Source organism: Aquabacterium sp. TM01, from assembly GCF_057808345.1.
Map to the genome: position 1 here is coordinate 173,214 of NZ_AP046529.1, position 14,465 is coordinate 187,678.

Genomic DNA, 14,465 nt, shown 5'->3' on the forward strand with positions numbered 1-14,465 from the left:
CCCTATCTGATTTCGGAGAGATACCCATGAAACGTCGTTCCTTCAACTCGGCAGTGGTCGCCGGCCTCGGTGCCCCCGCCCTGATCGGCCTCAGCAGCCAGGCCCGCAGCCAGGCCCGCAAGCCCACCACCATCCGCATCGCCTTCTCCAACGCCGGCACCGGCGGTCGTCCCATGTCCTCGGGCACCTATCCGGCCAACGCCGCGCTGCTCGGTGACATCGAGAAGGAGTTCGCCGCCGATGGCATCAAGATCGAATACAAGTACTTCATCGGCGCCGGCCCGGCCACCAACGAGAACTTCGCCAACGGCCTGCTCGACTTTGCCTTCAGCCACGGCGACCTGCCCGTGCTGGTGGGCCGCTCCACCGGCCTCAAGCACAAGGTGATCCTGTCCAACGGTCGCCTGGGCGACGTCTACCTGGTGGGCCCCGCCAGCTCCAACGCCAAGAGCGTGGCCGACCTCAAGGGCAAGACCCTGTCGGTGCAAAAGGGCACGGCCACGCAGTTGCAGCTGTACCGCGTGCTCAACAAGTTCGGCTTCGACGATCCGGAAAAAGAGTTCCGCATCATCAGCCAAATCCGCGATGACCAACGTGCCTCGCTGGCCACCGGCAACATCGCCGGCTGCCTCGACACCCCCTTCGGCCTGGAAGCCCGCGGCGTGGCCAAGCGCATCACCGAGGTGTTTGACGACCCACTGATCTCCTCGCCAGGCACCGTCTGGGTGGGCGAGGCGTTCGAGCAGCAGTACCCCGACATCGTGCAGCGCGTGGTCACCGCCCTGGTCAAGCGCGCCCACTGGAGCACGCTGGAGGCCAACCGCGAAACCCAATACCAGCTGTGGACCCGTTCGGGCACGAACACCTACATCGACAACAAGCAGACCTGGGGACGTGTGAAGGACCTGCGCACCCGCATCAACCCGCTGTTGGACGACTACTACGTGGGCGGCCTGGTCAAGGCCATCGAAGAGGCCAAGAAGTACCGCCTGCTGCGCCGCGAGGTCAAGCTCGACGGCTGGATCGAGCGCAAGTACCTCAACCACGCGCTCGCTGAGCTGAAGCTGGAGACCTACTGGCCCACGCAAGACGCCAACGGCAAGTTCATCCGCACCTGATGCGCCGCGTCTGACTTTCTGGAGATTCCCGCATGAGTGCATCCATTGACGACCGTTCGGTCTTCCCAGCCCTGGCGGTGCCGCCTCGGGCCACGCGCTGGCCTGACATCGGCGCCCACGGGGCCACCGCTGCCACCTGGCTGGGCGGGCGGCTGCTGCGCACCGGGCTGGCCTTGATCGTGCCTCTGCTGGTGTGGGGCCTGTGGTGGGTGACGGCCGCACGCCAGTGGCTGCCCGAGCAGATCCTGCCGGCCCCGGCCTACGTGTGGGAGTCTTTCGAGATCGTCTGGGACAGCGGGGAGCTGCTCACCCAGGTGCAGCACAGCGCCCGGCGCGTAGCTTGGAGCTTGCTGCTGGGCGGGGGCAGCGGGCTGATCCTGGGCTTCGCCCTGGGGCTGTCGGCCACGCTGCGCGCCTACCTCCTGCCCACGTTCCGCGCACTCACCCAGATCCCGGTGCTGGGCTGGATCCCGCTGCTGATCATCTTCGTGGGCATTGAGGAGGCGCTCAAGCTCTGGGCCATTTCCCTGGCCGTGCTGCTGCCGGTCACGCTCACCACGCTGGACAGCATCACCGCCATTCCCCGTGCGCACATGGAGGTCGGCCGCGTGTTCGCCTTCTCGCGCTGGCAGACGATCACGCGCATCGTCTTGCCCGCCGCCGTGCCGGGGCTGTTCAGTGCCGTGCGCCAGGGCGTGATGCAGGCCTGGCTGACGGTGATCTTTGTCGAGCTGCTGGCCTCCAGCGAAGGACTGGGATTCTTCATGGCCTACAGCCGCTCACTCGGCCAGATCGACCTGGTGATCGTCTCGATGTTCGTCATCGGCGCCATTGGCCTGGGCGTCGACGCGGTGTTGCGTCTGCTTGAAAGTCGCCTGCTGGGCTGGCGACTTTCGGCCTATTGACAGGATCACCCATTGAGCCAGCGATCGTCCCCCCTTCTTTACACGTCAACGGAGTCTGCCCGTGTCCACGTCTTCTGAATCTTCTGTCCCTCGCTCGGTCGCCAGCGGATGGCCCGACCTGCGTCCCTGGGTCTTGCCTTTTGCCTTGGTGGTGCTGTGGGCGCTCGCCACCTCGCGTGGCTGGGTAGACACCAAGGTCGTGGTGCCACCCACTCAGGTACTGGCCACGGCCTTGCAAGAGCTGTTCAACCCGACTTTCTACAACGGTGTCGCGCTGAGCCTATGGCGCGACCTCTCCGGCCTGGCGCTGGGTGTCACCGCCGGCGTCTTGCTCGGGGTGCTGTTGGGGGTGTCGCCCCTGGCGCGCTGGCTGATCGGCCCCACCTTCCACAGCCTGCGTCAGGTGTCCTTGTTCGCCTGGCTGCCGCTGCTGGCCGCCGTGGCCGGCTCGGGGGACCTGTCCAAGATCGTCTTTGTGGCGTTCTCCGCGTTCTATCCCATGGTGCTGGCCACGCTGGAAGGCGTGCAAAGCGTGAGCGCCGCCCATGCCGAGGTCGCCCGTGTGTATGGCTTCACTCGCACCCAAACCCTGTGCCGCCTGATCCTGCCGTCGGCGGCGCCTCAGATCCTGTCGGGCTTCAAGCTGGCGTTGATCTACGCCTGGCTGGGCACCATCGGTGCGGAGTTCCTGCTCTACGACTTCTCCAATGGCCTGGGCCAGATTGTCATCAAGGGGCGCTCGGCCTTTCGGGTCGACGTGATCCTTTTCGGCCTCTTCGTCATCGGCCTCATCGGCTTTGGCTTCGCACGCCTGACCACCGTGCTGGAGCAGCGCCTCTTGCGCTGGCGTCCTCCCGCACTGCACTGAGCTGTGCGCCGCCCTTCCTCTTTGTTCACCGCATCTTGTTCCCAGAAAGGAGCCTTGCCATGGCCCATGCAGGCACCATCGACATCCGTCACCTTCACAAGCAGTACGACGTCAAAGGCCAGCCCCTCAAGGTGCTGGAAGACATCAACCTGTCCATCCGGCCGGGTGAGTTCATCAGCATCGTGGGCTCCAGCGGCTGCGGCAAGTCCACCCTCTTGCGCCTGATCATCGGCCTGGAGAGTGGCTACAGCGGCGACCTGCTGCTCGACGGCGAGCGCATCCAGGGCACCAGCCTGGACCGCGGCATCGTCTTTCAGGAGCACCGCCTGTTCCCCTGGCTCACGGTCGAGCAGAACGTTGCGCTGGGCCTGCTCAATGCGCCCGGCACACAAGCCGCCAAGGACAAGAGCGTGCAGGAGCACATCCATCTGGTCGGCCTCAAAGGCTTCGAGAAAGCCTATCCCTATCAGCTCTCCGGCGGCATGTCGCAACGCGTGGCCATTGCGCGCGCCCTGGTCAATCGCCCCGAGGTGCTGTTGCTCGACGAGCCCTTCGGCGCCCTGGACGCGCTGACCCGCACCCGCCTGCAACAGGAGCTGCAGCGCATCTGGCAGGCCGAAGGCATCACCGCCATCCTGGTCACCCACGACGTGGAAGAGGCCGTCTACCTGGGCGACCGCGTGGTCATCATGCAGCCGCGCCCCGGGCGCATCCAACGCATCGTGGACGTCGATCTGCCTCGACCCCGTGACCGCGTGGCGGCCAACTTCACCGCCATCAAGGACGACGTGCTGAGCGCCTTCAGCCACGAGATCCACCATGCCACCGTGGCCGAGCGTGCCGAGCGCGCCATTCCTCTGGCTGCCTGACCGCAGCTCTACCTCTGCCCCTCACATTCACCGCATCATGAAACTGCTCTCTATTCTGTTTGCCCTGACCGTCTCACTCGGAGGCAGCACGGCCCTGGCCCAACAAGCCGCCACGCCCGCAGCCCCTGCCGCCAGCGCCTACGTCCCCAAGCCCTGGATCTACAAGACGCCCAAGCTCAACAAGGCCCAGGTCGACGCCTTGCTGGCCAAGCCTGAAAAGCTGTTGATCCTCGACGTGCGCCGCCCAGACGAGATCGCCAAGTGGGGCGGTTTCCAGGCCTACCTGAATGTGCAGCTGGAAGACCTGCCGCACGCCGTGGCCTTCATCCCCCGCGACCGCCTCATCGTGCCCGTCTCCATCCGCGCCAACCGCGGTGGTGATGCGGGCGACTTCCTCACCGCACTGGGCTTCAAGGTCGCAGGTGCCACCGGCACCGAGGACTACCGCGAGGCTGGCGGCACGATCTACAAGCCCCAGCCTCCCGCCCCTGCGGCGAAGTGATCCCATTGCCCGGGCGCGGCCCCACCTCGCCCGGCTTCACCTGAGCTCACCATCATGGAACAGACCCAAACCCTGCCGCCGCATGACACGCTGGTCGGCGCCACCACCGCGTCGGATGCGGCCACCACCTCCACGCCTCGTCATCGCATCCGCTTGTGGGACCTGCCCCTGCGCGTCTTTCACTGGTCTTTGCTGGCGGCCGTGAGCGCGGCCATCGCCACGGGCCTGGCGGGTGGCGAATGGATGCCGTTGCATAGCCAGGCCGGCCTGGCCATCGTCGGCTTGCTGAGCTTTCGCATCGTCTGGGGCCTGTGGGGCTCGACGTATGCGCGCTTTCGCACCTTTGTGCCGTCGCCATCCACCTTGCTGGCCTACCTGCAAGGTCGCTGGCAAGGCGCCGGCCACAACCCGCTGGGCGCCTTGTCGGTGCTGGCCTTGATCGGGGTACTGGCCGCCCAGGTGACCACCGGCCTGGTGGGCAACGACGAAATCGCCTTCACCGGACCGCTGGCATCGCAGGTCGATGAGGCGCTGTCGCTCAAGCTGACCGGTCTGCACCACCAACTCGTCAATGTGCTCTACCTCCTGCTGGGTCTGCACGTTGTGGCCATTGCGGTCCACACCTTCATCAAGAAGGACCCGTTGGTCAAGCCGATGGTCACGGGTTGGAAAGAGGTCCCGGCCACGGCAACGGTGCCCCGTCGTGCCGGGCCGGTGGCCTTCATCGTGGCCTTGGCCGTGGCCTTGGCGGCGGTCTACGCGGCCAGCGGTCAATGGATCGCCTCGGCGCCCGAGCAGGACCAGGTCAGCGAAACGACGTCTGAGGCCCCCGCAGCCAGCTCGGCCCCTCAGCCTCAAACCCCGTCGTGGTGATCACGCGCCCGCGCTCAGGCCGTGAGGCCTCGGCGCGGCGCCGTCAAAAGCCGACCGCGTGGGCCTCGCCCACCTCGGCGCCGGCGTCCTCATCCAGGCTGCCCAGCAAACCGTGACGCTTGAGCTGGGTTCTCAGCATGTTGCGCGTGATGCCCAGCACCTTGGCCGAACGCACCTGGTTGTGCCCCGCAAACGCAAAGGCCGCATGCACCAGGGCCGATTCCACCTTGTTGAACAGATCGTTCTCGCCCTGGGCCAGCAAGGCGCTCAGCACCTCGGTCAGCTGTGCCAGGTCGGTGTCGGGCGCCGTCTCACTGCGCAGCCCGCGGGCGGGATGGTCAATGACCTGGCCGGCGCTGCGCGGCACGCTTTGCGCGGCTACGCCCCCCAGCCCGCCCACCACCAGCTTGCCCTCGGGCGCTGTGCCCGGGTGATGGGCTGTCAGCGGAATCAACTTGATGTCTTCCGGACGGATCAGCTCATCGCGGCAAACGATCAAGGCAAAGTGGATGACGTTCTCCAGCTCGCGAATGTTGCCCGACCAGTGATAGCTCAGCAACGCCGCCTGTGCGGCCTCGCTCAGCTGCACCTCTTGGCGATTCAGCCGCGAGCGGTACACCGTGATGAAGTGACGGGCCAGCGGCAGGATGTCGGCCGGGCGCTCGCGCAAGGGCGGCAGGCGCACGCTGGCCACGCTCAGGCGGTAAAACAGATCGGCGCGAAAATGCTGCGCCTCCACGGCACGGGCCAGGTCGATGTTGGTGGCCGCCACCAGGCGCACGTCCAGCGGAATGCCCCGCCGTGAGCCCAGGCGCACCACCTGCCGCTCCTGCAGCACCCGCAGCAGCTTGACCTGCAAAGCCAGCGGCAGGTCGCCGATTTCATCGAGGAACAAGGTGCCGCCATTGGCCGCCTCGAACCAGCCCGCGCGGGCCTGCGAGGCGCCGGTGAACGCACCGGCCTCATGACCGAACAGCTCCGCATCGATCAGGGACTCGCTGAAGGCCCCGCAGTTCACCGCCACGAACGGCCCCTTGCGGCCGCTCACCTGGTGGATGTGGCGGGCAATCAGCTCCTTGCCCGTGCCGGTTTCGCCCACCACCAGCACGGTGGCATCGCTGTGGGCAATGCGCTCCACGTCCTGCAGCAGGTCCAGGGAGGCGGGGTCATGAAAGACCAGCGCCTTGGCGCGGATCGACAAAGGGGCCGCGGCCGAATCGGGCAAAGTCAGAAGTCGTTCCATGGTGTTTTCTTGTCAGCCCACCGGCAGGGTGCGGATCAGCACAAACGCCTGCACCTGCACCTGTCCGTGGTTGCGCCACAGCAATTCGTGCGACGCCTCGTACTGCAGCGCCTCACGGGGGCGCACCAGATGCCGCACCTCACCGAGCATCACGTCCAGCACCCCGGTGGCAACGGTCACATGGATGCGCCGGGGCACCTGCGAGATCGGCAGACGCAGGCTGGAGCCCGGGGCCAGACGCAGCTCATGAAAGGCCTCGCCCGCGACATCGCCCAGGTGCTGCAGCGAGCGCAACTCGGCCTCTCCCGGGGGCAGCGTGAACGGGCTGTCGGCCGGCGGTTGGAGCAGCAGCACCGGCGCCTCGTGCGAGGCCTCCAGGAACCACGACACCGACACCCCCAGGGCTTGCGACACCTGCCACAGCGTCTTGATGCTGGGGATGCTCTTGCCCTGCTCGATCTGTCCGAGCATGGCCCGCGACACGCCGCTGCGGCTGGCCAGATCGTCCAGCGACAAGCGATGCTGCTTGCGCAGGCGCTTGAGGTTGCCGCCGACCAGCGACAGCACCACCTGCTCCTCGACCCCGGGCTTGCCCACCGGTGGCGGCATCACGCGGGTGGAAACCTCCCGCCGCGGCGAGCCGATCGGCGAGCCCCGGCCCAAAAAAGCCGCATCGCGCCACGGCGTGCTGGGCGGGCTCACGGGGGCGTCCTGGCGATAGATGATGTCCGTCATGGACGCGAACGATAGGCCGGGCCCCGCGAAAAGAAAACGACCCTTTCTGCATGGCCATGTTCGCTTTGCGCATGAGCCTGCGCTGCGCCCATGAAAAAACCCGGCACCAGGCCGGGTTGCATGAGGGGTGACGCCGATCAGGCGCGGATCAGGTGATCGAAGGCGCTCAACGCAGCGGTGGCACCCGCCCCGGCGGCGATCACGATCTGCTTGTACGGCACCGTGGTGCAGTCGCCGGCGGCGAACACGCCCGGCACACTGGTGTGGCCCTTGGCGTCGATGATGACCTCGCCGAACTTGCTCAGCTCCACCGTGCCCCGCAGGAACTCGGTGTTGGGCACCAGGCCGATCTGCACGAACACGCCTTCGAGCTCGACCAGTTGCTCGACACCCGTCGCACGGTCCTTGAACTTCAGGCCGTTGACCTTGCCGTTGGCACCGGTGATCTCGGTGGTCTGGGCGTTGGTGTGGATGGTCACGTTGGGCAGACTTTGCAGCTTCCTGACCAACACGGCGTCGGCCTTGAGCTGGTCGGCAAATTCCACCACCGTCACGTGGGCCACGATGCCAGCCAGGTCGATGGCCGCCTCGACACCCGAGTTGCCGCCACCGATCACCGCCGTGCGCTTGCCCTTGAACAGCGGGCCATCGCAGTGCGGGCAGTAGGCCACGCCCTTGTTCTTGTACTCGGCCTCGCCGGGCACGTTGACATTGCGCCAGCGCGCACCGGTCGAGACGATCACGGTCTTGGACTTGAGCGAGCCGCCATTGGCCAGCTTCACCTCGATCAGGCCACCGGGTTCCGTCGCCGGGATGATGGCTTCGGCACGCTGCAGGTTCATGATGTCCACGTCATAGGCTTGGGCGTGGGCTTCCAGGGCCGCAGCCAAAGCTGGGCCATTGGTTTCCAGCACCGACGGGTAGTTCTCAATGCCCATCGTGTCGTTGACCTGACCACCAAAGCGCTCGGCGGCCACACCGGTGCGGATGCCCTTGCGGGCGGCGTACACGGCAGCCGCGGCGCCAGCGGGGCCACCACCCACGACCAACACGTCATACGGGGCCTTGGCGCTGAGCTTGGCGGCATCCTTGGCGGCGGCGTTGGTGTCCAGCTTGGCGACGATCTCGCCCAGCTCCATGCGGCCCGAGCCAAACATCTGGCCATTGAGGAACACCATGGGCACAGCCATGATCTCGCGCTCGGTCACCTCGTCCTGGAAGGCGCCGCCTTCGATGACGGTGGTCTTGACCTTGGGGTTCAAGATGGCCATGAGCGAGAGCGCCTGCACCACGTCCGGGCAGTTGTGGCAGCTCAGGGACATGTAGACCTCGAAGTTGAAGTCACCGTCCAGACCCTGAATCTGCTCGATCAGGTCTTGCTCTTCCTTGGGTGGGTGACCGCCCGTCCACAGCAGGGCCAACACCAGCGAGGTGAACTCGTGGCCCAGGGGCAAGCCGGCAAAGCGCAGGCTGTTCGTGGCGCCCACGCGCTGCAGCGTGAACGAGGGCTTGCGGGCGTCTTGCCCGTCGGTCTTCAAGGTGATCTTGTCGGCGCGCAGAGCCTGGATGGTCTGCAGCAGGTCCAACATCTCACGGGAGTTCTCAGAGTCGCTCAGCGATGCGACGATCTCGAAGGGTTGCTGCACACGCTCCAGGTAAGCGCCGAGTTGTGCCTTGAGGCTATCGTCCAACATGTGTTTGTTCCTTATGTATCAAGCGACTTTGAGAACCGGCCCCCTTTCTGACAAATGAAAGGGCGACCAGGGGGCACCCCGGCGAGCCTCATGAGCCCGCAGGGTGTGCATCTTCAAGCAAGTGATGAGGTCAGGCCTCAACACAGATCAAACCGAGGTTTGATTTAGATCTTGCCAACCAGGTCCAGCGAAGGGGTCAGGGAGGCGGCGCCTTCCTTCCACTTGGCGGGGCAGACTTGACCAGGGTTGGCGGCAGTGAACTGGGCAGCCTTCAGCTTGCGCAGGGTTTCCGACACGTCACGGGCGATTTCGTTCGAGTGAACTTCCATCGTCTTGATGATGCCTTCGGGGTTGATGATGAAGGTGCCGCGCAGAGCCAGGCCTTCTTCAGGGATGTGCACGCCGAACGCGTTGGTCAGCTGGTGCGTCGGGTCGCCGATCAGGGGGAACTTGGCCTTGCCGACGGCGTCGGAGGTTTCGTGCCACACCTTGTGCGAGAAGTGGGTGTCGGTGGTCACGATGTAGACCTCGGCACCGGCCTTCTGGAACTCGGCGTAGTTGTTGGCCGCGTCTTCGATTTCGGTGGGGCAGTTGAAGGTGAAGGCAGCCGGCATGAAGATCAGCACGGACCACTTGCCCTTCAGGCTCTCTTCGGTGACGGTGATGAATTCACCCTTACCGGCGCGGTTCACGAAGGCTTCGGTCTTGAACGGCTGAACTTGCGTGTTGATCAGAGACATGTGTTTGTTCCTGTGAGTGGTTGGTAATGAGGGTTGAGAAGACAACGAAGTGAATCTTAGGCGATCCGTTTGCATATAGCGAATTGATTGATCGTATTCACCCAATTGCTTGAGGCTATCAGAGGATATGTCATCCGCCTGTCAGACAAACGGCCAGACCTGCCGGGGCTCAAGCGGAATGTCACCGCCCCACGACCGGGCCGTTAGCACGAGATCGTGCCTGACTCGCAGTGCCTGTGCTGACAAATGCACCGGCTTTCCCAAGCAATTGTCTGGATGGCTTCTGGGGTCTTTTTCCGACCTTCTGTCAGGCAAATTCCTACACGCCTTGTAGCCGGGAGCCGACCCGTCTTACAGCCAGTCTCCTATCAAGAAAATTGGCCGTTGTTTGCACAATAAATCCATCGACAACGCGAACGACATCGCGACAAGGAGACCGAGATGAACAACGAACAGATCCTCGCCGAAATCCGCGAAACCAACCTGTCTTACCTGATGCTGGCGCAGAACCTGATCCGCGCCGATCGTGAACAGGCCCTGTTCCGCCTGGGCATCTCGGAAGAGTCCGCCGACCGCCTGGTCTCGCTGTCCCCCGCTCAAGTGTTGAAGGTGGCATCGAGCAACACCCTGGTGTGCCGCATGCGTGTCGACGACGATCTGGTCTGGACCCTGCTGACCAACCATGGCAAGGGCGCCGGCAGCGACAGCACCTCCCGCCTGCACGCCGCCATCCTGATGGCTGGCAAGCATCAGGAAGCTGCTTGAGCCGCCCCCTGATCCAGATCTGACAGAACCACACCCCGGAGTCCCACCATGCGTAGCAAGAGCCTGTTGACCGAAGTCAAGCAAATCGACCGCGCCATCACCCTGATCCACCTGGGTGCCCGCCTGCAGGTGCTGGAGTCCGAGACCGATCTGTCCTACGAGCGCCTGCTGCGCCTGTACAAGGAAGTGGCCGGCAAGTCGCCGTCCAAGGGCCAGCTGCCGTTTTCGACCGACTGGTTCATGACCTGGCAGCCCAACATCCACGCCAGCCTGTTCCTCAACATCCACGAGTACCTGAACAAGGCCTCGGAGATGGACGAGATCGATGCCGTGATCAAGGCCTACCAGCTCTACCTGGAGCAGACCGAGACCCAGGGCCTGGAGCCGCTGCTGTCGGTGACCCGCGCCTGGCGCCTGGTCAAGTTCATCGACAACGGCATGTTGACGATGACCAAGTGCAGCAAGTGCGGCGGCCACTTCGTCACCCATCCCCATGAAATCGGTCGCAACTTCGTGTGTGGCCTGTGCAACCCGCCCGCCCGTGCCGGCAAGGGCAAGGCCGCTGGCGCCCTGCAACTGCACTGATCCCTGTCGTTTTCTCTTGTTGTCGTGTTGAACGGGCCTCTCGGGGCCCGTTTTTTTTCGTGGGTGTGCCGCTTGCCGATATGCTGCGGCTCATGCTGCATGTCCATCAACTGAGCAAGCGTTACGGCACCGAGCCGGTGTTCTCCCACGTCGACCTGGACGTCGCCCCCGGCGAGTTCGTGGCCATCGTGGGCGAGTCGGGCGTGGGCAAGTCCACCTTCCTGAACTGCCTGGCGGGGCTCGACAGCGTCTCGGGCGGCACGGTGCGGGTGCAGGGCACCGACCTCACCGCGCTGGACGAAACGGCGCAGGCGCTGTTTCGGCGCCAGCACCTGGGCTTCGTCTTCCAGGCCTTTCACGTGCTGCCGCACCTGAGCGTGGCGCAGAACGTGGCGCTGCCGCTGATGCTGCTGGGCACGTCCGATGCGCAGCGGGTGGACGCGGCCCTGGCGTCCGTCGGGCTGGGCGGCCTGGGCGAGCGCCTGCCGCAACAGCTCTCGGGCGGGCAGTTGCAGCGTGTGGCGATTGCGCGCGCGCTGATCCACCGGCCCGCCTTGATCCTGGCCGACGAGCCCACCGGCAACCTCGACCCGCAGACCGCCGAGACCATCATGGACGCGTTGGTGGCGGAGACGCGGGCCCACGGCGCCGCCTGCGTGATGGTGACGCACTCCACGGCCGCCGCACGCCGCGCCGACCGCGTACTGCGCCTGACCCGCGAGGGGCTGCGCGATGCGGCCTGAGGGCGGCGCGCCCCGGCTGTCGTCCCCCGTGGGGCGGCTGCTGCGCACCTTCTCCTGGCAGGAACTGCGCCACCACGGCCTGCGCCACAGCACCGCGGTGCTGGCGGTGTTGCTGGGCGTGGCCCTGGCGTTTGCGGTGCACCTGATCAACGCCTCGGCGCTGAGCGAGTTCAGCGCCGCGGTGCGCTCGGTCAATGGCCAGGCCGACCTGAGCCTGCGGGCGGCACGCGGGACACTTGATGAAACGCTGTACCCCAAGGTGGCGCAGCGCCCCGAGGTGGCGGTGGCCAACCCGGTGATCGAACAACAAACCCAAGCGCGTCGGATCGCGGCGCCGCGTCGCGAGGGTCCGGCCGCTGTCCGGGCCGGCGGCGCCTCGGCGGTGGCCGCCTCGCCCGCATCGCAGCCGCTCACGGAGCCCTCATCAGGCGCAGCCTCCCCGCCCGTGGCCCTGCGCGTGCTCGGCCTGGACCCGCTGGTGGCCGGCCCGCTGACGCCGCTGCTGGTGCCGCGCCTGGCCACCGACGTGCCGGGCATCGACCGCCTCCGCCTGTTCGCGCCCGACAGCATTTCGCTCAACGCCGCCGCGCAGCGCCAGCTCGGCGTGCAGGCGGGAGACACCCTCGCGGTGCAGGCCGGCCTGCGCTGGGTGACGCTCAAGGTGGTGGGCACCGTGAACGCAGGCGGGGGCCCCCTCGGCGTGATGGACTTGGCCGGCGCGCAAGACACCTTTGCCCTGCACGGCCAGCTCAGCCGACTGGATGTGCAATTGCAGGGCGGGGCCCAGCCCGAGGCGCTGCTGCAAGCGCTGACCCTGCCGCCCGGCGTGATCGCCGATTCGCCCGAGGCCGCCACGCAGCGCGTCTCCAACGTGTCGCGCGCCTACCGCGTCAACCTCACGGTGCTGGCCCTGGTGGCGCTGTTCACCGGGGCCTTTCTGGTGTTTTCCATCCTGGCGCTGTCGGTGGCCAAACGCCAGCAGCAGTTCGCGCTGCTGGGCGTGCTGGGTCTGAGCGGGCGCGAGCGGCTGCAACTGGTCCTGTGGGAGTCGACCGCCATCGGCCTGCTGGGCGCAGTGCTGGGCCTGGCCGTGGGCACGGGCCTGGCGGCGGCCGCCCTCAAGCTGCTGGCCGGTGACCTGGGTGGTGGCTACTTCCCCGGCATCGCGCCCACGCTGCAATGGTCGCCATGGGCCGCACTGCTCTATGGCGCCTTGGGCGTGGTCGCCGCCATCGTGGGCGGGCTGCTGCCCGCACGCGCCGCGCAGCGACTGGCCCCGGCGCAGGCCCTCAAAGGCCTGGGTGACGCCCCCTCGGGCCGCACTCAGCAATGGGTCGGCCCGCTGCTGCTGATCGTCGGCCTGGGGCTGACCCAGTTGCCGGCAGTGAGTGGCCTGCCGCTGTTTGCCTACCTCGCCGTGGTGGCGCTGCTGGTGGGGGGCATCGCCTGCGTGCCCGCGGCCGTCGGCGCGGTGCTCAGCCTGTGGCCGCGCGCCCCACTGGCCCGCCATGCCGCCTTGATGCTGTCCGTGGAACGCGCCCGGCGGATGCGCCACACGGCCACCGTGGCCACCGCCGGGGTGGTCGCCAGCCTAAGCCTGTCGGTGGCGCTCACCGTGATGGTGACCAGCTTCCGCGGCTCCGTCACCCAATGGCTGGATGTGGTCCTGCCCGCCGACCTGTACGCGCGCACCGCCAAATCCGCCAACGGCGCCGAAGCCATGCACCTGGACCACCGCTTTCTGAACGCCATCGCCGCCTTGCCCGGCGTGCAGCGCGCCACGGGCATCCGCGTCAGCAGCCTGAGCCTGCGCCCTGATCAGCCTGCCGTCGCCCTGCTGGCCCGTCCGGTGGGAGACGGCCCGGGTGACGACGCCCCCGGCCGCAGCCTGCCCCTGGTCAGCGATGCCCTCCCGGCCCGCCCCGGCCTGGTCAGCATCTACGTGAGCGAGGCCATGGTGGACCTGTACGACGCCCGCCCCGGCACCACCTTGCAACTGCCCCTGCAGGCCGGCCAGCCGCCGGTCACCGCCTGGGTGCGCGCGGTGTGGCGCGACTACGCCCGTCAGCAAGGCGCCATCGTGATCGGCGAAGCCGACTACCAGCGACTGACCGGCGACACCGGCCTGAACGACCTGGCCCTGCACCTCGCACCTGAGGCCCGCACCGCCGACCTGCAGACGGCCATCCGCGCCACGGCCGCCGCGCAAGGCTTGGACGGGGCCTTGCTGGAGTTCGCCGAGCCACGCGAGATCCGCCAGACCACACTGCGCATCTTCGACCGCAGCTTCGCCGTCACCTACTGGCTGCAGGCCGTGGCCATTGGCATCGGGCTGTTCGGCGTGGCGGCGAGTTTTTCGGCGCAGGTGCTGGCGCGGCGCAAAGAGTTCGGGCTGCTGGGCCACCTGGGCTTCACGCGGCGGCAGATTTTGGGCATTGTGGCGGGCGAGGGCGCGGCGCTCACCAGCGTGGGCGCCTTGCTGGGCCTGGGGCTGGGCATCGCGGTCAGCATGGTGCTGGTGCACGTCGTCAACCCGCAGAGCTTCCACTGGACCATGGACCTGCTGCTGCCCTGGCCGCGCCTGGCTGCGCTGTGTGCCAGCGTGGTGGTGGCCGGCACGCTGACCGCGCTGCTGGCAGGCCGCACCGCCGTGGGCCGTGACGCCGTGCTGGCTGTGAAGGAGGACTGGTGATGCCGGATTCGGACCCGAACCCGCTGATGACGCCCCCGATGAGTCAGGACCTGGCGGCCCGCCGCCGCTGGCTGCAACAGGCGTTGGGCCTGCCCCTGCTGGGGGTGACACCCACACTGGGACTGGCTCAAAC

14 protein-coding genes are annotated in these 14,465 nt (G+C 66.7%); 10 read left to right on the top strand and 4 right to left on the bottom strand.

All coding sequences use genetic code 11. The features are described 5' to 3' along the window. Positions 1-26 precede the first annotated feature (26 nt). From AC3WW4_RS00980 to AC3WW4_RS01005, 6 genes are all read left to right on the top strand, one after another. Entirely contained in the window at positions 27-1,118 is a 1,092-nt protein-coding gene (locus AC3WW4_RS00980) for an ABC transporter substrate-binding protein (protein WP_488826479.1), read from the top strand. Between the two features lie 32 nt (positions 1,119-1,150). Then, positions 1,151-2,023 (top strand): ABC transporter permease, encoded by an 873-nt coding sequence (locus AC3WW4_RS00985; protein WP_488826481.1) that lies wholly within the window; start codon positions 1,151-1,153, stop codon positions 2,021-2,023. Between the two features lie 61 nt (positions 2,024-2,084). After that, on the top strand, positions 2,085-2,891 hold the full coding sequence (locus tag AC3WW4_RS00990) for an ABC transporter permease (RefSeq protein ID WP_488826483.1): 807 nt from the start codon (positions 2,085-2,087) through the stop codon (positions 2,889-2,891). 59 nt (positions 2,892-2,950) lie between these two features. Then, positions 2,951-3,760 carry an ABC transporter ATP-binding protein gene (locus AC3WW4_RS00995; RefSeq protein WP_488826485.1) on the top strand — a complete coding sequence of 270 codons (810 nt, stop codon included), beginning with the start codon at positions 2,951-2,953 and terminating at the stop codon, positions 3,758-3,760. Positions 3,761-3,797: 37 nt separating this feature from the next. Then, complete coding sequence (locus AC3WW4_RS01000; protein WP_488826487.1) at positions 3,798-4,262, top strand: rhodanese-like domain-containing protein; 465 nt, start codon at positions 3,798-3,800, stop codon at positions 4,260-4,262. Positions 4,263-4,316: 54 nt separating this feature from the next. Further along, positions 4,317-5,135 carry a cytochrome b/b6 domain-containing protein gene (locus AC3WW4_RS01005; protein ID WP_488826488.1) on the top strand — a complete coding sequence of 273 codons (819 nt, stop codon included), beginning with the start codon at positions 4,317-4,319 and terminating at the stop codon, positions 5,133-5,135. 43 nt (positions 5,136-5,178) lie between these two features. Here AC3WW4_RS01005 and AC3WW4_RS01010 read toward each other — a convergent pair whose 3' ends face one another. The 4 genes from AC3WW4_RS01010 to ahpC form a co-directional block, all read right to left on the bottom strand. Then, positions 5,179-6,378 carry a sigma-54 interaction domain-containing protein gene (locus tag AC3WW4_RS01010; protein ID WP_488826490.1) on the bottom strand — a complete coding sequence of 400 codons (1,200 nt, stop codon included), beginning with the start codon at positions 6,376-6,378 and terminating at the stop codon, positions 5,179-5,181. Between the two features lie 12 nt (positions 6,379-6,390). Continuing rightward, positions 6,391-7,113, bottom strand: a complete 723-nt coding sequence (locus AC3WW4_RS01015; protein ID WP_488826492.1) for a helix-turn-helix domain-containing protein — start codon at positions 7,111-7,113, stop codon at positions 6,391-6,393. Between the two features lie 137 nt (positions 7,114-7,250). After that, a complete protein-coding gene (ahpF, locus tag AC3WW4_RS01020; RefSeq protein ID WP_488826494.1) occupies positions 7,251-8,807 on the bottom strand; it encodes an alkyl hydroperoxide reductase subunit F in 1,557 nt (518 codons plus the stop codon). A 164-nt stretch (positions 8,808-8,971) separates the two neighbouring features. After that, positions 8,972-9,547 carry an alkyl hydroperoxide reductase subunit C gene (gene ahpC / locus AC3WW4_RS01025; protein WP_488826496.1) on the bottom strand — a complete coding sequence of 192 codons (576 nt, stop codon included), beginning with the start codon at positions 9,545-9,547 and terminating at the stop codon, positions 8,972-8,974. A gap of 441 nt (positions 9,548-9,988) precedes the next feature. Here ahpC and flhD point away from each other — a divergent pair, with 441 nt between their 5' ends. The 4 genes from flhD to AC3WW4_RS01045 all read left to right on the top strand — a co-directional run bounded on the left by flhD (position 9,989) and on the right by AC3WW4_RS01045 (position 14,332). Further along, the gene (gene flhD, locus AC3WW4_RS01030; RefSeq protein ID WP_488826498.1) at positions 9,989-10,312 is read left to right on the top strand and encodes a flagellar transcriptional regulator FlhD; all 324 of its coding nucleotides are present in this window, start codon (positions 9,989-9,991) and stop codon (positions 10,310-10,312) included. Positions 10,313-10,360: 48 nt separating this feature from the next. Further along, complete coding sequence (gene flhC, locus AC3WW4_RS01035; RefSeq protein ID WP_488826500.1) at positions 10,361-10,897, top strand: flagellar transcriptional regulator FlhC; 537 nt, start codon at positions 10,361-10,363, stop codon at positions 10,895-10,897. Positions 10,898-10,989: 92 nt separating this feature from the next. Continuing rightward, the gene (locus AC3WW4_RS01040) at positions 10,990-11,640 is read left to right on the top strand and encodes an ABC transporter ATP-binding protein (protein ID WP_488826502.1); all 651 of its coding nucleotides are present in this window, start codon (positions 10,990-10,992) and stop codon (positions 11,638-11,640) included. Then, positions 11,630-14,332 (top strand): FtsX-like permease family protein, encoded by a 2,703-nt coding sequence (locus AC3WW4_RS01045; RefSeq protein ID WP_488826504.1) that lies wholly within the window; start codon positions 11,630-11,632, stop codon positions 14,330-14,332. The genes AC3WW4_RS01040 and AC3WW4_RS01045 overlap by 11 nt, the downstream gene beginning before the upstream one ends. Positions 14,333-14,465: the final 133 nt, after the last annotated feature.